Annotated in this window: 20 protein-coding genes; 10 read left to right on the top strand and 10 right to left on the bottom strand. The window is 63.6% G+C overall.

From position 1 onward, the window contains the following. Positions 1-18: 18 nt before the first annotated feature. The 3 genes from FJ959_RS24305 to FJ959_RS24295 form a co-directional block, all read right to left on the bottom strand. Complete coding sequence (locus FJ959_RS24305) at positions 19-756, bottom strand: DUF4336 domain-containing protein (RefSeq protein ID WP_140496237.1); 738 nt, start codon at positions 754-756, stop codon at positions 19-21. A gap of 96 nt (positions 757-852) precedes the next feature. Then, positions 853-2,649 carry a chloride channel protein gene (locus FJ959_RS24300; RefSeq protein ID WP_140632547.1) on the bottom strand — a complete coding sequence of 599 codons (1,797 nt, stop codon included), beginning with the start codon at positions 2,647-2,649 and terminating at the stop codon, positions 853-855. A gap of 129 nt (positions 2,650-2,778) precedes the next feature. Beyond that, positions 2,779-3,078 (bottom strand): putative quinol monooxygenase, encoded by a 300-nt coding sequence (locus tag FJ959_RS24295; protein ID WP_140496239.1) that lies wholly within the window; start codon positions 3,076-3,078, stop codon positions 2,779-2,781. A gap of 114 nt (positions 3,079-3,192) precedes the next feature. Between FJ959_RS24295 and flhA the strand changes: the two genes are divergently transcribed. The 3 genes from flhA to FJ959_RS24280 are packed head-to-tail and all read left to right on the top strand — an operon-like array spanning position 3,193 to position 6,414. Next, positions 3,193-5,280, top strand: coding sequence for a flagellar biosynthesis protein FlhA (gene flhA, locus FJ959_RS24290; RefSeq protein ID WP_140496240.1), 2,088 nt, complete (start codon positions 3,193-3,195; stop codon positions 5,278-5,280). Beyond that, positions 5,277-6,029, top strand: coding sequence for a flagellar biosynthetic protein FliR (gene fliR / locus FJ959_RS24285; protein ID WP_140624292.1), 753 nt, complete (start codon positions 5,277-5,279; stop codon positions 6,027-6,029). The genes flhA and fliR overlap by 4 nt, the downstream gene beginning before the upstream one ends. A 1-nt stretch (position 6,030) precedes the next feature. Continuing rightward, positions 6,031-6,414, top strand: a complete 384-nt coding sequence (locus FJ959_RS24280; protein ID WP_140632544.1) for a hypothetical protein — start codon at positions 6,031-6,033, stop codon at positions 6,412-6,414. A 175-nt stretch (positions 6,415-6,589) separates the two neighbouring features. Here FJ959_RS24280 and FJ959_RS24275 read toward each other — a convergent pair whose 3' ends face one another. Then, positions 6,590-7,048, bottom strand: a complete 459-nt coding sequence (locus tag FJ959_RS24275) for a nuclear transport factor 2 family protein (protein WP_140496243.1) — start codon at positions 7,046-7,048, stop codon at positions 6,590-6,592. A gap of 90 nt (positions 7,049-7,138) precedes the next feature. Next, complete coding sequence (locus FJ959_RS24270) at positions 7,139-7,501, bottom strand: hypothetical protein (RefSeq protein WP_140632541.1); 363 nt, start codon at positions 7,499-7,501, stop codon at positions 7,139-7,141. Positions 7,502-7,580: 79 nt separating this feature from the next. On the opposite strand from FJ959_RS24270, the gene FJ959_RS24265 reads away from it, so the two are divergent. Both FJ959_RS24265 and FJ959_RS24260 read left to right on the top strand, forming a co-directional pair. Next, complete coding sequence (locus tag FJ959_RS24265; RefSeq protein ID WP_140513927.1) at positions 7,581-8,159, top strand: TetR/AcrR family transcriptional regulator; 579 nt, start codon at positions 7,581-7,583, stop codon at positions 8,157-8,159. A gap of 449 nt (positions 8,160-8,608) precedes the next feature. After that, positions 8,609-9,403 carry an SDR family oxidoreductase gene (locus FJ959_RS24260; protein WP_140513655.1) on the top strand — a complete coding sequence of 265 codons (795 nt, stop codon included), beginning with the start codon at positions 8,609-8,611 and terminating at the stop codon, positions 9,401-9,403. A gap of 235 nt (positions 9,404-9,638) precedes the next feature. On the opposite strand, the gene FJ959_RS24250 is transcribed toward FJ959_RS24260, so the two are convergent. The 3 genes from FJ959_RS24250 to FJ959_RS24240 all read right to left on the bottom strand — a co-directional run bounded on the left by FJ959_RS24250 (position 9,639) and on the right by FJ959_RS24240 (position 12,312). Further along, positions 9,639-10,532 carry a DUF1194 domain-containing protein gene (locus FJ959_RS24250; RefSeq protein ID WP_348640293.1) on the bottom strand — a complete coding sequence of 298 codons (894 nt, stop codon included), beginning with the start codon at positions 10,530-10,532 and terminating at the stop codon, positions 9,639-9,641. Positions 10,533-10,566: 34 nt separating this feature from the next. Beyond that, positions 10,567-11,208, bottom strand: coding sequence for a hypothetical protein (locus FJ959_RS24245; RefSeq protein ID WP_226880524.1), 642 nt, complete (start codon positions 11,206-11,208; stop codon positions 10,567-10,569). 111 nt (positions 11,209-11,319) lie between these two features. Continuing rightward, positions 11,320-12,312 (bottom strand): DMT family transporter, encoded by a 993-nt coding sequence (locus FJ959_RS24240; protein WP_140632538.1) that lies wholly within the window; start codon positions 12,310-12,312, stop codon positions 11,320-11,322. Positions 12,313-12,463: 151 nt separating this feature from the next. Between FJ959_RS24240 and FJ959_RS24235 the strand changes: the two genes are divergently transcribed. From FJ959_RS24235 to FJ959_RS24215, 5 genes are all read left to right on the top strand, one after another. Continuing rightward, positions 12,464-14,437, top strand: coding sequence for a BTAD domain-containing putative transcriptional regulator (locus FJ959_RS24235; protein WP_140584605.1), 1,974 nt, complete (start codon positions 12,464-12,466; stop codon positions 14,435-14,437). Between the two features lie 211 nt (positions 14,438-14,648). Further along, on the top strand, positions 14,649-15,209 hold the full coding sequence (locus FJ959_RS24230; protein ID WP_181171643.1) for a rod-binding protein: 561 nt from the start codon (positions 14,649-14,651) through the stop codon (positions 15,207-15,209). Positions 15,210-15,222: 13 nt separating this feature from the next. Then, positions 15,223-15,648 (top strand): hypothetical protein, encoded by a 426-nt coding sequence (locus FJ959_RS24225; protein WP_140496250.1) that lies wholly within the window; start codon positions 15,223-15,225, stop codon positions 15,646-15,648. Positions 15,649-15,678: 30 nt separating this feature from the next. Beyond that, positions 15,679-16,200 carry a hypothetical protein gene (locus FJ959_RS24220; RefSeq protein ID WP_140496251.1) on the top strand — a complete coding sequence of 174 codons (522 nt, stop codon included), beginning with the start codon at positions 15,679-15,681 and terminating at the stop codon, positions 16,198-16,200. A 236-nt stretch (positions 16,201-16,436) separates the two neighbouring features. Further along, positions 16,437-16,721: an SCP2 sterol-binding domain-containing protein gene (locus FJ959_RS24215; protein ID WP_140496252.1), complete on the top strand. Its 285-nt coding sequence runs from the start codon at positions 16,437-16,439 to the stop codon at positions 16,719-16,721. An 83-nt stretch (positions 16,722-16,804) separates the two neighbouring features. Here FJ959_RS24215 and FJ959_RS24210 read toward each other — a convergent pair whose 3' ends face one another. Beyond that, positions 16,805-17,362: an N-acetyltransferase gene (locus FJ959_RS24210; RefSeq protein WP_246679009.1), complete on the bottom strand. Its 558-nt coding sequence runs from the start codon at positions 17,360-17,362 to the stop codon at positions 16,805-16,807. Positions 17,363-17,629: 267 nt separating this feature from the next. Next, positions 17,630-18,763 carry an ornithine/lysine decarboxylase gene (odc2, locus tag FJ959_RS24205; protein ID WP_140632535.1) on the bottom strand — a complete coding sequence of 378 codons (1,134 nt, stop codon included), beginning with the start codon at positions 18,761-18,763 and terminating at the stop codon, positions 17,630-17,632. Positions 18,764-19,045 lie beyond the last annotated feature (282 nt).

Raw genomic sequence — 19,045 nt, 5'->3', positions numbered from 1 at the left:
CTTGCATCAGACAAAGCGTTAGAGCGGACCCAGCCAGCGGAACGCGCGCTTCAGTTCGGCGACGCCATCGTGTTCGTACCAACGGCCGTGCGCCATGATCACGCGTTCCGGATTCCATTCTATCATCTTTTCGACTGCCGCCTTGAGTTGCCCCCTGGGGAAGGTCAATCGCAAATCGCGCGGCGTCTTGCCATCCGGATCAACGACACCAGCCGCCCTGGCAAGCCAGCGCCACGGCCAGCCAAGCTTCCGCGGTTCGAAGTTCTCGATCACGTCTGTCAGGATCAATGTTCGGCTGACGGAATGGAAGAAAACCATCTCTGTCATGAAGCTGCCTTCCACCGGCAGCGACTTGAGGTCATCGTCCCACGGGTAGCCGCTCTCGGCACCAAGCTCGTTCGCCTCGAAATCGATCCTGTCGCCCGCCTGCTCGCGAATCCGCGGTGCCAGCCAGATGCCCGCATCCGCAAAGGCCCTGCGCCACATCGGAATCCACCAATAGTGGATCCGGTTCGGCCCGATGATGTAGCGGACCTTGCCCAATCCAGCGATCTCGGCCTCGAGGCTCTCTGTCAGCAAGGTGGGTGAATGAACGAACAAATCGCCATCGTTGACGCGGATGACGGTCATCCGCGTCGGAAACCGCATTTTCGGCCAAGGCATGCCGAAGCGGATGACCGGGCCATCCACGATCCAGATGTCCTTCGAAACCAGCTTTAACGTGTTGAGCGGCGGATATGGTGTGCGGTCGGCCATGGTCTGCTGATGTAGGGTGGAGAACAAGCTTGGCCACGGCAGCTTCGCCTTGCACGAGTTCAGCCGGGCCGGCTCGGCAGCCTACCTTCGCCCGACCTACCCTTCGCCCGACAAGTCCCGGCGCGCTTTTTCCAGCTCCTCGGCATAGCGCCGCATCAGATGGCCCTCGGTCAGCAGTCCGAGCACGATGTGGTCGGTGAAATCCTCGACCACGGCCAACTCCTCGGCGCCGGCCCGCTGGAAGGTCTCGGCGGCCGACTGCACGTTCATGCTCGGCACCAGGACGGCATCCTTGTATTGCGCGAGGTCGCGCACCGCCGTTTCGCCGTCGGACAGGTCGCTGTGCAGTTCGGCAACGATCAGCACGCCGACATACTGGTCACCCGCGTCGACGGCGATGACGCGCTGGGCCGAGCCCAGCGGTACCTGCTTGCGGAAGGCCGCAAGCGTCGTGTCGGCATTGATGGTCTTGATGTCCTTGCGCATCATCGAGCCGACGGTCAGGCTGCGCATCCAGCCGACGTCATGGGCGCTGCGGATCGTTTCGCCGCGCAGATGAAAGCGCCACGTCGAGAAGGAGTAGCCGAAGGTCTCGCGCACCAGGATCGCCGCCATGATCGAGGCCGCCAGGACGACGCCGGTTAGCGTCAGGTCGCGGGTCGATTCCAGCGCCAGGAACGTCATCGTCAGCGGCCCGCCGACGACGCCGACCGCCAGCGATGTCATGCCGACAACGGCAGCGACGGCCGGATCGATGCCGGTCGACGGCGAGACGAAGGCCATCACGTCGGCGAATGCCTTGCCGAGCAGGGCGCCAAGAAACAGCGAAGCGAAGAACAGTCCGCCGCGAAACCCCGAACCCAGCGAGATCGCGGAAGCCGCCAGCTTCAGCACGAAGACGCTGGCCACCACGCTCAGCCCATAGTTCATGGCGAATTCGCGATGCAGCGCGCCGTGGCCGCTCGACAGCACCTGTGGCGTGACCAGCCCAAGCAGGCCGACGATGACGCCGCCGATGACGGGACGCAGCGACGCATCGACCGACAGTTTGGCAAAGGCGCGCTCGACCAGCGTCACCAGATGCATGATGGCGATCGAGGCGGCCCCGCCAAGAAGCCCAAGCAGCAGGAAGGGCACGTACTGGCTGGCCGTGAGTGCCGGCAGGCCCGCAAGCTCCAGCGGGAACGGCACGCCGCCGAACATCTCGGCGGTGAGCGAGGCGGAGATCGCCGCGGTCATGACAGGCACCACATTGGCGACCGAATAGATGCCGATGACCAGTTCGAAACCATAGAAAGCGCCGGTCAGCGGCGCATCGAAAGCCGCCGCGATGGCGCCGGCGGCGCCGCAGCCGACCAGGATGCGGACATCGTTGCGGCGTAGCTTGAACAGCCGCGCCAGCCGCGAAGCCAGGCCGGAACCGACCTGCGTGTAGCCGGCCTCCAGCCCGACAGAGGCGCCGAAACCGCTGGAGAGCATGGTCTGGCCGGCGATGATGAACGTATCGGTCAGCGACATGCGACCGCCATAGAGCGCGTTGGCCTCGATCGGGTCGACAGGCGTGCGAAATCTCCGCTTTCTCAGCCAGATCACCGTCAGCCCGAGCAGGATGCCGCCGATCGCCGGGATCAGGGCTTGCATGGGGTGGGCGAGAGAGAACATGCCGGAAAGCCGGCCGCCGGCCTGCACGCCGAACAACAGCCCGTGCAGGTCCTGCACGATCTGGCTCATCGCGGTGACCAGTATGCCCGCCATCACGCCGACGATGCCGGCAAGGACGACAACCGCGATGCCTCGCGCTTCGAGCAGCGGGATCGAATTGATGAGCACCGCGCGCAGCCGGCGGGCGTAGACTTGCGGTTGATTCCTGGGCGATTGGTTTTTGGTAAGCACCGGAGCGGCTCGCCGACATCAGCAAGGCATTGAAAAGACTGCCGTGCTGATACGCCGAGCGGCACCGCATGGCAACCACAATGACGGCGCCCGCGCGCCGTTTGGAGGGGCCCGTCCGGCCGCCGATGGTCAGGTCGGCTTCGGGTCGCCGGCCTCGTAGAGCACGAGATTGCGCTCGCCGATGCCGAGCGACGGCCAACTTGCGCGCCAGTCCACAAGGTGTGGCGCGGCGAAATGTGCGTCGAGCGCCGCCCTGTCATTCCAGACTTCCGTGACCCGGATCAACCCGGCGTCGAGGACATCCTGCGCATAGGAGTATGCGAGGCAACCGGGCTCGGCACGGCTGGCAACAACCATGCGTTCCATCGCTGGCCTTGCCTGTTCGAGCTTGTCGGGTGGCAGACGAACCGTGCCGATGACCAGCAGCATGAGATTTCCTTTCGATGGTTGGGCAGGCCACTCTCCCACCCTCGCGCAAGCTTGGCCAGCTACCCTCGCCGGGCTGTCGCATGCTCGGCAGCCCCACGGTTTTCGAGGACTAGAATGGCGATAAGCGAAAGCATCCAGCCCGGCGCCGTGGCCAAGAACGGCCGCGACGTCTTCTTCGCGCTGGGCATCGTCATCATCCTGGCCGTGCTGTTCCTGCCGATCCCGGCTTTTCTCATCGACGTCGGCCTTGCCTTCTCGATCGCACTTTCGGTGCTGATCCTGATGGTCGCGCTGTGGATCCAGCGGCCGCTCGACTTCTCCTCGTTTCCGACCGTGCTGCTGATCGCAACCATGCTGCGGCTGTCGCTCAACATCGCCACCACGCGCATGATCCTGTCGCACGGCAATGAAGGCACGCATGCCGCCGGCTACGTCATCGCCGGCTTCTCCAAACTGGTCATGGCCAGCGATTTCGTCATCGGCCTGATCGTCTTCATGATCCTGATCGTGGTGAACTTCATCGTCATCACCAAGGGCGCCACCCGTATCGCCGAGGTCGGCGCCCGTTTCACCCTCGATGCCATCCCCGGCAAGCAGATGTCGATCGACGCCGACCTCTCCGCCGGCATGATCGACGACAAGACAGCGCAGTTGCGCCGCCGCGAGCTGGAAGAGGAATCCTCCTTCTTCGGCTCGATGGACGGCGCCTCGAAATTCGTCCGCGGCGACGCCATCGCCGGCCTCATCATCACCGCCATCAACATCGTCGGCGGCATCGCCATCGGCTATATCAGGCACGGCATGGGCATGGGCGAGGCCGCCGACGTGTTCATCAAGCTGTCGGTCGGCGACGGTCTGGTCACCCAGATCCCGGCGCTCATCGTCTCGCTCGCCGCCGGCCTGCTGGTTTCCAAGGGCGGTACGCGCGGTTCGACGAACCAGGCCGTGTTCGGGCAGCTCGGCGCGCATCCGCGCGCGCTCTATGTGGCGGCGGCGCTGCTGGTGCTGCTCGGGCTGATGCCTGGCCTGCCCTTCTTCCCCTTCTTCGCGCTCGCCGGCGGCATGGCCGGCCTCGGCTATGTCATTCCGATGCGCCACAACCGGGCCATGGCCGAGGCCGAGGCGCTGAAGAACCAGGAGAAGGCGACCAAGGCCGAGGAAGAGAAGAACTCGGTCAAGGCCTCGCTCGCCACCGCCGAGATCGAGCTTCTGATCGGCAAGCAGCTTTCGACCCGGCTGCTGGTCTCGCATCAGGAGCTGGTCTTCCGCATGGCCAAGATGCGCAAGAAGTTCGCCCAGCAATATGGCTTCGTCGTGCCCGAAGTGCGCGTCGCCGACGATTTCGCCATCCCGCCGAAAAGCTATCAGATCAAAGTGCACGGAACGGTGGTCGCCGAATATTCGATGCGCGTCGGGGAGATCATGGTGCTGCTCGGCAACCGCGACGTTCCCGAAATTCCGGGCGAGGAGATCCGCGAGCCGGCCTTCGGCATGCGTGCCTATTCCGTCATGGAAACATTCGCCGAGGATCTGAAGCGCGAGAACTACACCTTTGCCGACAACATGTCGGTGCTGCTCACCCATCTCTCCGAGGTCATCCGCAACAACCTGCCGCAGCTTCTGTCCTACAAGGACATGAAGGCGCTGCTCGAGCGCCAGGATCAGGAATACCGCAAGCTCGCCGACGAGATCTGCACCACGCACATCTCCTATCCCGGCCTGCAGGCAGTGTTGAAGCTGCTGCTGGCCGAGCGTGTCTCGATCCGCAACCTGCACCTGATCATCGAGGCCATCGCCGAGATCGCGCCGCATGTGCGCCGCACCGAGCAGATCGTCGAGCATGTCCGCATCCGCATGGCGCAGCAGATCTGCGGCGATCTTTCGGAGGGCGGCGTGCTCAAGGTGTTGCGTCTCGGCAACCGCTGGGACCTCGCCTTCCACCAGAGCCTCAAGCGCGACGCCAAGGGCGAGGTGCGCGAGTTCGATATCGATCCGCGCCAGCTGGAAGAATTCGGCCAGGACGCCACCAAGGCGATCAAGAAATTCCTCGAAGCCGGCGAGCGTTTCGTCCTCGTCACCGCGCCCGACGCGCGCCCTTATGTGCGCATGATCATCGAGCGGCTGTTCACCACGCTGCCGGTGCTCTCGCATGTCGAAATCGCCAAGGGCGTCGAGATCAGGGTGCTCGGGACCATATCGTGAGCGTTCTCTCGCAAGCGGTCGTCATCGCGGCGTTCCTCGCCTTCTGCCGCATCGGCGCCTGCTTCATGCTGATGCCCGGCCTGTCCAGCGCCCGCATCCCAGTGCAGGTCAGGCTGTTCGTTGCAGTCGCCGCCACCGCCGGCCTGCTCGCCTTCCTGTGGGACAAGATCTTTCCCTTCGTCGATCCGCGTCCGCAGATCCTGGTGCCGATGATCGTTTCCGAACTCCTGGTCGGCGGCCTGATCGGCGCCATGACCAGGCTCTACATGGAAGCCCTGCGCTTCATGGGGTCGGCCATCGCCATGCTGATCGGCTATGGCGGCTCGGGCGGGCCAGCGATCGAGGAGCCCGAACCGCAGGCGGCGCTCGCCGCCATGATCTCGTTCTCGGCACTGCTGCTGCTGTTCGTCTTCGACTTCGACCATGAGATCATACGCGCGCTGGTGACGTCCTATACGGTCGCGCCGGTCAACGTCTTCTTCAACCCGCAGGCGGCACTGGTCGATGTCGCCGACACGGTGTCGGACACCTTCTTCCTGGTCATCCGCCTCGGCAGCCCTTTCGTCGCCTATGCCATTCTCGTCAACCTGACGATCGGCTTCGTCAACAAGCTGACGCCGCAGATCCCGATCTATTTCATCTCTCAGCCCTTCGTCATCGCCGGCGGCATGCTCATCTTCTATTTCGCCGTCGGCTCCATGCTGTCGCTGTTCGTCGACGGCTTTGTCGACCTGACGCTGGCGAGGTGACATGAGCACGCGCAAGGACCGCCTGAAGAAGCTGGTCAAGGTTCAGGAACAGTTGAAGGCGCTGCACGAGACGCGCCACGCCACCCTCCTCGCCGCCGCAAATGCCGCCGAAGCCGAGGCCAAGGAACTGGTCGAGCATTTCGATAGGGACAATTCCCTCTCCGGCCTTTTCCCCGATCTCTACCACCGCCGCATCGCCCAGGCCGTCGTGCGCCAGGAGGCGAACCTCGAAAGCGCCAGGAAGGAAGCCGGCCTCGTCGCGTCGGCAACCGCGCGCACCAACATGGTCGAGCGCGCCTACAAGGACGTGCGCAATCGCGACGAACGCGAACGCTCCGACCGCGAACGCCTCGATTTGATCGCGCAGAAGCGGAGACAGGAGTAGAGGAGGAGGTCTGGACGCAAAGCAAGCCTTCGCAGCGGAATCCTGGATGACCGCTTTGCGCCTCGTACGGGCTATGGATGCAATTTCGCGTCTACCCAGAAGCCGCCCGTACAGCCTGTCGAAGAATGTGCCGAGCCTCCGCATTGCGGAGGATCGTGAAAAGGCGACGTTTCAGCTAGCTTGTTATCTGCTCGGCGGCAGCTTCCTCGAGGCCAGCTGCCGCTTGGACGGCAAGACCGCGAGCCGCTGCCTGTGAATCGTAAAATTCCTCCAGCGCATGGACCCTGCCCCACCGCAGGGTAAACACGTGGAGACCTCGGTTGATGTACGACGTGTCGCCGTTAAGCAGGGTCGCGGTGCCATCCCACTGGGCAAACACAGTGGTATGCCACGGCCAGCCCTCCACCCAGATGTGATTGACCCTGAGACGGAGGGTGGGCAGAACACGGCCGAGGCGTTCAAACCAGCGGCGCAGGGCTTCCTTGTCGTGGCGCTCTCCACCAAGCGCGTGGGCGCCGCCAACCCGATGATGGACATGCGGCGCGAGTGCTTTCACCGCCGCATCCCAGCGATGATTGTTGACGTCATCGAAGCTCTTTCGGATCGATTTCTCGACAAAATAACTATATAGCATATCACTCTCCTCCAACTCATTCGGTAGCGCGATCGAAGGCACCTGTGGCAAGCTGTTCGGACGCAGCCGACACCATGCAGGGTCTGCGCGTCAGCGCATTGTCGCGTCGGCTCGCAGGTATGTGTCGGTCTCGGTCGAGATCGTGACCTCCTCGCCCGACCTTGAGAACGCATAAAGCGAATCCTGGTGGCCCGGCATGGAAAAGGCCACGGAGTCGCCGTCAGCAAGGCCCATGACGAAGCGCAGCGGATCACCTCCGATCTTCGGCGCGAGGGTGGCGGTGACCTCCAGCAGGCCGCCGTTGACCGGGACGTAGTAGACCACCATGTCGAGCTGTCCCTCGTGCAGGCTGGCAGCTTCGATCGGCCGTCCGATGGTCGCTTCCTCGGCAAAAGCCGGGTTCGCAAGAAACATCGCGGCCAGAACGGACGCACTCAGGGTTTTGCGGATCATCTCATATCTCCTTTTTTGGATTGCGTTCGACCTCTATATAATGTATAGATTACGAATGCAATCTAAAAAGGAGATGGCGATGCGCGTAAGTCGCACTCAGGCCGCGGAAAACCGCGAAACCGTGATCAATGTGGCAAGCCGCCTTTTTCGGGAGCGAGGCTTTGACGGCATTGGCCTCAAGGATCTGATGAAGGGCGCCGGGCTGACCCAGGGCGCCTTTTACAAGCAGTTCGAGTCAAAGGACGACCTGGCGGCGCAGGCATCCAGGCGCGCGATGGAAAGCGCCACCGACAAGTGGTCGGCCGCGACAGCGGCAAACCCTGGGAAACCGCTCGACGGGGTGATCTCATTCTACCTCAGTATGGATCATCGCGCGGAAAAGATGGACGGCTGCCCGGTCGTCGCGCTCGGCTCGGATGCGGCCAGGCAAGGCGCCGAGGTAAAGGCCTCATTCGAGGCCGGCATCAGGGAGTATCTCGAGATGCTCGGCAGTTGGGTTGGCGAGGACGACGGCGAAAAGGGCGGCAACAAGGCAATGGCCGTTCTCTCGACAATGGTCGGCGCGGTCATGCTCTCGCGGGTGGTCAACGACCCGGACCTCGCGCAGGCTTTTCTGGATGCGGCGGCCGATCAGGTTCGCGAGACAGTCGCCATCTGAATGATGCGGGCAGCGGCGCCTGATCCATTGCTCGCCGCTCGGACCGAACCGTCGCGCGCGACTGCGAAGAAGTAACGGATACCGTCCCAGTCGATCATGGAGAAGTTCGCGTCGTCACGTGAAGCCTCCGGTGCGATTTCGCACCACCGTAGTGCGTGTCTTCCGACTGCATGGCGCGCCTGGGCATGCCTACCTCTTGGCGTGGGGCAGCGGCGATGCGTCCGCCCGAAGGAGAAGCGCGATGAGCTATTCCACCGTGAGATTTGGGGCTGTTGGCCAGGCATTGGCCCGTATGTTCGGCCGCTAGGCAAGCACCGGGCTCGGCATCCTTCGGCACTAGCATCGGAACGCCTGCGTGCGCTCGCGCGGCTTATCTAGCTGAGCGGCATCAGCTGACCTCCGGGCCATCCGTCCGGTCGTCTGGCCACCTATAATCGGAGATCAAGGGCATGAACATCGAACTCAAGGGCCGAAAGGCCATCGTCACCGGATCGACCGCCGGCATCGGTCGCGCGATCGCCGAAGGGCTGGCGCGCGCAGGCTCCGCCGTCGTCGTCAATGGACGTACTGAAGAGCGGGTCGCCGCGACGCTCCGGGAACTGCGCGCGCTGCTGCCTGGCGCCGACCTCACCGGCATTGCCGCCGATCTCGCGACAGCCGAGGGCTCGGCGGCGCTCGCGGCACAGGCGCCGGATGCCGACATCCTCGTCAACAATGTTGGCACTGCGCGTCCCAATGGCTTCTTCGAGCAGGACGACGCCGCATGGCTCGACCTCTTCCAGCTCAACGTGATGAGCGGCGTGCGCGCCGCGCGCCACTATATGCCGGGTATGGTCGAGCGCGGGTGGGGACGGGTCGTCTTCATCAGCAGCGAGTCCGCGCTCGCCATCCCCAAGGAGATGATCGACTACGGCATGACCAAGACCGCGTTGCTGGCCGTGTCGCGCGGGCTGGCCGAACTTGTCGGTGGCACCGGCGTCACGGTCAACGCTGTCCTGCCGGGGCCGACCGACTCCGAGATTCTCGGCGGCTGGATGAAGGCCACCGCGAAGGAGCAGGGCATCACGCAAACGGACGCCGAGCATAATTTCCTGAAATCGCTGCGTCCGACCACGCTCATCAACCGGTTCGCGACAACCGAGGAAGTCGCGAACATGGTCGTCTACACCTGCTCCGAGCAGGCCTCGGCGACAACCGGCGCCGCGCTGCGCGTCGACGGTGGTGTGCTCCGCTCGATCGGATGAGCCGCGCTCCCACCGCCGCGGTGGCATGAGGGTTGCCGCGGCTGAGCCGGCCTCAGATCGGCGCCGGCTCGGGTGACTCCTGTCGGCAGCGATTATCGGATCGTCGGAGCCGCCTGGGGTGCCCGGATCGACCGGGCCGAGGTCAAGATCGACGAGCGGCCGTGGATCGATGCCAGGAGCCGCCGTCTGCTCTCGGCCCTTACGCGGACGTGCAGCAATGCGCCACTGTCCGGAATTACGGTTGAGAAGAGCGCCCGTCCGCCGGTTGCGGGAATTTCCCTTCGTTGTTCATGCTTACTTCCGTGACCAGCTTGCGGCGAAGCGCCGTGCTGTAGTCGTTTGGCCCTTTTGGCGTCATGACGAAGGCCTGGGAACCGCCAATGACCGATTTGGCAAAATAAGATGCCAGCGGATTGCCGGGATCGTCGTCTTCGGTGGGAATGGCGATCGCGTTGATCGTATATCCCTTGGCAATGGCGTTCAGCCTGCTCGGCTGAACAGGAAGTCCGTCGTTGTTCTCACCATTGGAGGAGATATCGATGACCTTCTTGGCGGCATTTCCAGGAAACTGGTCCAGCAGAAGACTGCCAATGTCGATAGCCGAGGAAACCGATGTTCCGGATCGCCCCCGGCGGATGACGCCGGTATCCCCTTTCCTGCTGATCTCCGCCGCCGCCGCTCTTGCATCTTCCAGTCCGCAGATGCTTGTCCACGGCAGTATGGTGCGTGCGTGTCCGGGGCTCGACCATTCAAAGTAGGCCACGCCGATGCAGCCGACGTAATTCCGGCCGATGGCGGCGATGATCTCGGGCGAAGTGAGTGCCGCGGCATGTCCCTCGCGTTGCAGATCGGCGATCTTTGGATCAATCGATGACGAGAAGTCGACCGCGAACACGATGGCGACGTCGACATTCGCTGCATCCGCCGGGAGATTCCAGAACGCAGAAGCTGCAAGTATCCCCGCCAGTCTCAGGAGTGAATTGGCTCGCTTTGCCAGCCCCCTTCCCGATGGCTTTTTCGGCGAAAAAAGATTGGCCCCGCCTATCGGCTGCACCCGCCCGCGAAAGGAGACCGCTCCAGAAGAGGGACCGGCGTCCTGATACATATCTATAAACATGCCATTCTCCATCTCGACAACCGATCGTTGTCAAAGCCGCCCATTTTCAACATGTGGAAATTTGACGAGGGACCTTGGACCCAACGCCGAACAGCAGCAGATCGGCCTTGGTCCACAAAAGATAACAGCCGAGTAACGTCAGCGGCATGATGAGTGCCGCGAAGGACTCGCCCGACCAGACTACCGGCAAAGCCTGGCCGAGGGCGACGGTTGTCGCCACCACTGCCGGCAACCTGCTGGCGAGCACCGCACTGCGGAACGGATCGGGCCAGGCGGTCGGCCACACCGGAACCGGCCTGCCCGGCCTGTGAAAGGTGCTGCCGAACTTGCCGAGCGCATGCAGCAGGCCGGACGTCGCCGCAAGCAGCGGGTCGCCGAGCAGCAAGAGCGCGATGCCGAGCCCGATTGCGCCTAATCCCGAGAGGAAGTCGCCCAGACGATTGAGGGTGGGATCGGGAACATCCGGCTTTGCCCAAGCCCGGTGGTAGGCTTCGCCGCCGCAGAAAAAGACGAGGGTAGCCAAGGTGAGCGCAACAGTGCCATGGCTGCCTGCGAAATAGTCCGTCACCGCCGCGATGACAGCGCTTTCCTCATGCTGGCCGACTGGCGCGGCCGCAATTTGGGTTGCAAGACCTACGACGAGGCCAAGCGCGTTGCCACTGTTGTAATAGCCGCCGGGTCCCTTCATGCGGGCACCAAGGGCCGATCTCAAATGTGCGAGCGGAAGAAGGACTGTCCACGCGTTCATCGCAGCGCCCCCGCGGCCTGTCCGGCCGCGCTCGACACGGCGACGTTCGCATCAGCGGCAGTGGTCATCGCATTCCTCCACCGGACCTGAACTGTTGACGCGGCGTTCGCCTGCCCCGCTTGCCGGCGCTGTTGCAAAGGCAGGGGCAATGTCGAAGAGTTGGTTCGAAGCGGTCCGCACACGTGCCTGCGGCGTTCGGTTCGATCGTGCTACCGAAAGGATCGCACCGAGAATGATCGCCGCTCCCAAAGCGCCCGGCCACGAACTCCGCTCGCCCAGAAAGATCGCCGCGCCCAGCGCCCCGAAAACGCTTTCGGCACTGACGATCACGGCGGCGTGGCTGGCCGGCGTGAAGCGCAGGGCAACCGTCTGTATGCCGAAGGCTATCGCGGTGGAGAAGACGCCGAGTATCGCCAATTCCGGGCCGGCTGCGAATGCGGCGGCCAGCGACAGGTTGCCATGCATTGCCCCGAGCGGCAGGGCGAAGACTGCGGCGCCGAGAAATTGTGCCGCGGCGGCGGTGAACGGCCGCGCATGGGCCTGCATGTGCCGGCCGAGCTCGACCGCCCAGAGCGCATAGCAGGCAGCCGACAGGATGGCGGTGAGATCGCCGCTGCCGAGGCCGCCGATCCCATCCGACAAAAGCAGGGCTCCGACCAGGGTCAGCCCGGCAGCGATCGTGAGGCCCGCTGTCGGACGCTCGCCGACGAGCAACCAGGCGGCCAATGGTGTCATTACGGTTGCCGTGCTCACCAGAAAGCTTGCATTGGTGACCGAGGCTCCGACATAGCAAAGCTGCTGAAGCGTGATGGAGATGGCGAACAGCGCGCCCACCCTGGCCAGGCTCGGAAAATAGCCCGCCCCGATCGCCACTCGCCTTTCGGTCAAGACAAAGGGCAGCACCAGCAGCCCGCCGATCAGGCAACGCAGACTTACCGCGCTCATGGCGTCGAGATGGACCAGCACCGTCTTTTGCGAGACGTTGCCGAAGCCCCACAATGCGGCTGCAAGGAGCAGCAGCAAATTGGCTCTTGTTCTGGACACGCGCCCCCCTTGAACCAAGCATTGCGTTGACTTGGCCGCCTAATTTAGCGAAGTCTAAATTACCTGCCGTCACGGGAGCGCTTGAAGCGCGGTGACGGACGATTGCGGAACGTTAGATTTGCGTTAGAATTTCGTCAGGCTGAGGCAGCAGATGCAAAGTGACGACGGCGGCGCTGCAAATAGAATCTCACTCTTCGGCGGCTTCCGTATTGAAACAACTGGCCCGCTTCGACTGGTCGGGAAACGCGGCCCGGCAATCGTTGCTTATCTGGCCCGATGTCCGGGCATGGCAGCGACGCGGGAAAAACTGGCTGACCTGCTATGGGGCGACAGCGATGGCGGGCATTCGCGCAACAGTCTTCGCCAAACCCTCAGCGTCCTGCGCCGCGATCTCTCGGGTGTCGATCTTATCCATTCCACCGGAGAGTTGATCCACCTCAGGCCAGAGGCGTTTCGGGTCGATGTGGAGGAGTTCGAGACGGGTCTATCGGCCCGCTCCGCGCAGGAACTCGAAAAGGCCCTGGCGAACTACACCGGCCCGTTCCTCGACGGGCTCCATGTGGGAAGCAATGGCTTCGACGACTGGGTCGCGTCGGAACGCGACAGGTTGCTCGGTCGTGCGCTTGAATCGTTCGAGAAACTGGCTCGCCTCGTCGACGCTGAAGCGGGCCTCGTCCTGGCCGATCGCGTCCTGGCCATGGATCCGGCGCGGGAAGAATCCTATCGGCTCAAGATGGAATTGCTCCTTGCTTGTGGTCAACGCGACAAGGCGCTCAGGACATACGAGGCTTGCAGAAGCATGCTGAAGAAGGAGTTCGGCGTCGAAGCCGGCCCAGAGACGCGGGCACTATGGCAGTCCCTGCTGCTTGCTTCCGACACGGCGCCACACGCGCCGTCGGCAAGTGGTGTTGCGGCCAGCCATCGCCTCGGACACCCCTCCATTGGCGTTGCCGACTTCACCAATCTGACCGGAAAACAAGGCGACAATTTTTTCTCCAAGGGACTGGTCCAGGACATCACGACAGCCCTTTCCGAGGTGGCCGACTATGTCGTGCTCTCCGCGGTTCCCCCCACAGATAAGGTCGGCCTGCGCCAAGAAGGTAACGCGCCGGGAGCGCTGCGGGCACAATATGTGCTCAGCGGCAGCATCCAGAGATCCGGCAATGGGTTGAGGGTGAATATCCAGCTTGTCGATGCCGTCGGCGGTCATCATGTCTGGGCCCAGAAGTTCGACGGCCAGTCCGAGAATGCGCTCGAATTCCAGGACAGGATCGCCCAGTCCGTCGTTCTGGCGGTGATCCTCGAACTTCAACTGACCAACTGGAAGGTCCGCGACAAGAGTCCGCCTGGTCCCCCTGAAGTGCGCAGGTTGGTGAACGAGGCGCTCATGAAATATTTTGAGATGACCCACGACTCACTGCTGGTTGGGATGGAACTTGCGACGAAGGCGCTCTCGACAGGGCCCGACAACGCCCGTGCGAAGCGGACGCTCTCGATCATGATTTCCATGGGCATCGCGTTTGGCGCGCTGCCCCGCGAGCAGGGCAATATCGAGTATACGCTGGCGCTTGCCGAGGCCGCGGTGCGGGCGGTGCCGGACGATGAAATTGCCCGGTGCATCTTGTCATTTGCTCTCGAAAGTTGCGGTCGTATCGACGAGGCGATCGTCGAATGCCGGCACGCGATCAGCCTCAACCCAAATTATCCGAGCGGCCACGGCGATATTGCGATGCTCTTCGCGCTGCGGGGACAGGTCAGCGAAGCCGTGCGCGAGGCGAACGAGGCGATCCGGCTGGGAACCCATGACGTCATCGACTACTGGCGTCACCACGGGCTCGTTATGGCGTTGTTTGCCGGCGGAGACGATCAACGGGCGCTCGAGGTCGCGCGCAAGGTGGTCAGGACAAAGCCGGGCTTCGTTCGTGGCGCGCTTTATTGGGCCGCGGCCGCGGCCGCAACCGGCAATCGCGATGAAGCGTCGCGGGCCATCCATCATTGCCTGTCACAACTTCCGCATCTCAATCTGAGCAATGTCTGCCCTGGCTTTGTGCCGCGCTATGTGAAGGATCATCACCATTCCCGGTTCCTTGAAATGCTGTCGAGGGCCGGCCTTCCCCCGTCCTGAAGCGCGTCACGTTCGAACGGATTCGGGCGAAACGCTTTCTGCAGGTCGTTCTCGCAAAACCGGAAGCCACTTTTTACGCGACATGCGTTGTTGAAATCTGGCTACGCGGCTTGGATGCAGAGAACCCTGATCCTGCTCCCTCCCCCCGCAAGCCTGCCACAAGCTTGTTGAGGCATGGTCTGGCCAAGGAAACCAATAAAAGGCGGACTTCTTGGCGATCTCTCCCCCCAGCGACATCGTGATGGATGTTGCCCGAGCAGCCGAGCCGGCGGATCTCGCGGCCGCGCGCGCCGCGCTGACCAGGCATGCGGGCGGCGTTGCCGGCAGCTTTTCGGTCGATGCCGCTTCGGCCGGGACGATGCTGTCGCGCGCCACCGCCGACCAGGCCGTGGCGGCCGATCCATCCAGGAAGTTCAAGAAATTCGAAGCCATGGTGCTCCAGACCTTCATCCAGAACATGATGCCCAAGGACACCGAGGGCGTGTACGGCAAGGGCCTGGCCGGCGACATGTGGAAATCGCAGCTCGCCGAGCGCGTCGCCGACGTCATGGCCGAGCGCGGCGGCATCGGCATCGCCAAATCGCTGCTCGCCGACCATTATCTCGAAGGCAAGCGCAAGGTGCCGATCGGCCCGGTCTCCGGCGGGCCTGAAAAGACCGAGATCGACCGGCAGAGCCGTCTGTCCACCTCGCTCGTCCAGGAGCTGCAGCGCAAGGCCGCCAGGTCCATGACCGGCGATGAAACGACCACAAAGACAGACATCAAGATCTAGACTGGGAAACGCCATGGCCGACTTTTCGGAATTCACCGCCAACCTGCCGGCGCGCACGGCCACATCGGAAGCCCCGGTCGCACTCGCGCGGCCCGGAAACCTTGCCGCCATCATCGGCCGCATCGAGGAAGTCGTCGAGCAAGAAACGGCCGGGCTGCGCAGCGACACCGGCTACGACCTCAAGGCATCGAACGCGCGCAAGAGCCGCTATCTCTATGAACTGACCCGTGCCATGCGCGGCGGCAGCGAAGCCGAGTTCCTCGAACAGCACCGCGAAGGCCTTGTCCGGCTTCGCCAGAAGCTTGCGAAGAACGAGGCAGCGATCCTGGCGCATCTGAGCGCCGTCAACGAGGTCGCTGGCCTGTTGCGCACCGCCATCCAGCGCGCCGAAACCGACGGCACTTATTCCGCCGGCGAGTTCGGCCGGGCGCGCGGTTAGCGCGCGGTGGTCGCCGGCTCGGGTGCCTGAATGGTCAAGGTCATCGCCATCGCGGTCTGGATCTGCGTCGCCACCCTCGGCGCGGTGTTCTATTCGTTCCAGGCCGCCGGCGAACGCGGCGTCGGCGAAAAGCCGAAGCCGATGCTGGGCGGGCTGGACTACGTCAAGACCGAGGTCATCTCGGTGCCGCTGATCCGCAACGCCAGGATCGACGGTTATTTCCTGACCAAGTTGGTCTACACGGTCGAACCCGAGCAGATCAAGAAACTGTCGATCCCGGCCGAGGCACTGATCACCGACCAGGTCTATTCCTACCTGTATTCCAATCCGCAGATCGACTTCACCAAGAAGGAGACGATCGACCTCGACGCCTTCCGCGCCGCGATCCGCGATACCGTCAACACACGCGTCGGCGCCACACTGGTGCATGAGGTTCTGGTCGATCAGGTCAATTTCCTGAGCAAGGATGAGATACGCGACAACTGGTTGCGCCGCCGGCAGGAAGCCGGCGCCACTGCGTCCGAGATGACCAAGGCCTTCAAGTCGCATTGAGCCCCCGGGCATGCCACTGGCCAGGCACGGTGATCCGGTCCTCGCCCGGTGCGGCGATAGGAACCAGGCCCTGCAATTCGCGTTGACGTAAACGTCAATCCAAAGCTATATGCGGCAGCGACCGTGGCCGCGAAGATGCATGGCCCTCGGGCGGATCGATGTGTCGTGGCGCGACAGATGCAACCAGATAAGCAGATGCAACCGAACAGGCAGATGCAACCAGACAGGAGAACAGCGTGAGCGTTCAGGAGATTGCCGACAAGATCAGGTCGCGCGTGGCCAGCAGCGGGTTCGATCGTTCCGTGAAATTCGACACCGGCAGCGATGGCGTCATCGTCATCGACGGCGCCGATGTCTCGACCGCCGACGGCCCCGCCGACTGCACCATCAAGCTCTCGCTCGACGATCTGGACTCGCTGATATCGGGCGATCTCAACCCGACCATGGCGTTCATGACCGGCAAGATAAAGGTCGAAGGCGATATGTCTGTCGCCATGGCGCTCAGCCAGTTGATCGGCTGAGATAGAAGACCGCCGAGACTGTTCTCGGAACGAAAACGCCGCCGTTTCGGGCGGCGTTTTTCGTTCGTTCGGGGCTCAGCGGCTCAGGCCGCCAGCGTCGGCGCCTTCAGCTTGCGCCCCGCGGCCTTCAGCGTGCCATGGACGCCGGCGAGCGCGCCCTCCACCAGTTCCACCGCCAGCAGCCGATGCCGCTCATAGGGGCCGGGCATGGCCAGCGAACCGGTCTTTGCGGCCGAGAAGCCGAAGCGGCCGTAATAGGGCGCGTCGCCGACCAGCAGGATCGCGGCGTGGCCGAGACGCGCGGCTTCGGCGACCGCATGGCGCATCAGCGCCGAGCCGATGCCGGCACTCTTGAGCGAAGGAGCGACCGCCAGAGGGCCAAGCAACAGTGCTGCCGGACCGCCCTCGCCCAGCGTGACGTCCCAGAGCCGCACCGTGCCCATCACGGCGCCCGATGCGTCGCGCGCGACGAAAGCCAGGCCTTCCGAGGGCCGCCGGCCCCGCCGCAGCTTCTCCGACGACTTCGTCTTGCGCTTCGGCCCCATGGCGGCATCGAGCAACGCCTCGCGCGCCGCGATGTCATCAGGCGTTTCGGCAACGATGGCGAAAGCACGGGCACTCTCCCCCCTCGAGGGGGAGATGTCGCCGAAGGCGACAGAGGGGTTCGCCGCGCGTGAAGCGCTAGCCCCATGCGGTCCAAGAGACGTCGAGGCGGCTGAGACAAACCCCTCCGGCCAGTTCGTGACCATCTCCACCTCTGAAGGGGAGATGTCGCGCGCAGCGCCTTCGACAACGAAATTTGCAATGTCCATTTCCGCGATCCATTCACGAGCGGAGACTGTTCCACAGGCGAGCCCGGATGGGCGACAAACGCCCACCTGGGATGATCCGACGGTTCTTTCGAACCGTCAGATCACGTAGGATCGGAGAGGCTCGAAGCCGTTGAAGGCGACCGCCGAATAGGTGGTCGTGTAGGCCCCGGTGCCTTCGATCAGCACCTCGTCGCCGATGGTCAGCGACAGAGGCAGCGGATAGGGCGTCTTCTCATACATCACGTCCGCCGAATCGCAGGTCGGGCCGGCGAGCACGCAAGGCGCGGTTTCCGTGCCGTCATGCGCGGTCACTAGGGGATAGCGGATCGCCTCGTCCATCGTCTCGGCCAGGCCGCCGAATTTGCCGATATCGAGGAACACCCAGCGCACATTGTCGTTGTCCGCCTTCTTCGAGATCAGCACGACTTCCGACTTGATGACGCCGGCATTGCCGACCATGCCGCGGCCCGGCTCGACGATGGTCTCGGGAATGGCGTTGCCGAAATGCTTGCGCAGCGCCGAGAAGATGGCCTGGCCGTAAGCCTGGGCCGCCGGCACGTCGCGCAGGTAGCGCGTCGGGAAGCCGCCGCCCATATTGACCATCTTCAAGACGATGCCTTCCTCGGCGAGCGTCGAAAACACGGTCTTGGCGTCGGCCAGCGCGCGGTCCCAGGCCGTCAGGTCGGTCTGCTGCGAGCCGACATGGAACGACACGCCATAGGCGTCGAGCCCGAGCGCCTTGGCATGGCGCAGCACGTCGACAGCCATCGCAGGCACGCAGCCGAACTTGCGCGACAGCGGCCATTCGGCGCCCTCGCCATCGGTCAGCACGCGGCAGAACACGCGGGCGCCTGGAGCGGCGCGGGCGATCTTCTCGACCTCCTCGACGCAATCGACGGCGAACAGCTTGATACCGAGCTGGTAGGCGCGCGCGATGTCGCGCTCCTTCTTGATGGTGTTGCCGAAGGAGATGCGGTCCGCCGGCGCACCGGCGTCCATCGCCATCTCGACTTCGGCAACGGAAGCGGTGTCGAAGGACGAGCCCATCGCAGCAAGGAGGCGCAGGATTTCCGGCGCCGGGTTTGCTTTCACCGCATAGTAGATCCTGGAATCGGGCAGCGCCTTCTCGAAGGCACGGAAATTGTCGCGCACGACATCAAGGTCGACGACGAGGCAAGGACCGGTCGGACGTCGGGTGGCGAGGAAGTCGAGGATGCGCTGCGTGGCCATCGGGTTTCTCCATCACGCCTTTCGGCGCGCACAAGGGTGCGGACGCGGGCTGTCGGCCTCGCGAACACGCGGTGGACAAAGGCGGGACGGAAATCCATGGAACCAGCCGGTGGAGACCCCGGAACCATGAAACGCCGTCTCGCGGCGATGAACCTTGGCCTTGCCCGGCTTCGGTTCGCTTTGTCTGCCTTGGCTTGGATTGGGAGAACCCCGTTCCGCACTGCCGGCAATGATGGTGTGCCTCTTCAGTAACCCCGGTCTTTGGACAACCGGCAGAGAACC

It is taken from the genome of Mesorhizobium sp. B2-2-4 (assembly GCF_006442375.1).
Lineage (GTDB): Bacteria > Pseudomonadota > Alphaproteobacteria > Rhizobiales > Rhizobiaceae > Mesorhizobium.
The sequence above is the reverse complement of the archived record's forward strand: the minus strand, read 5'-3'. Positions and strand labels throughout refer to the sequence as shown.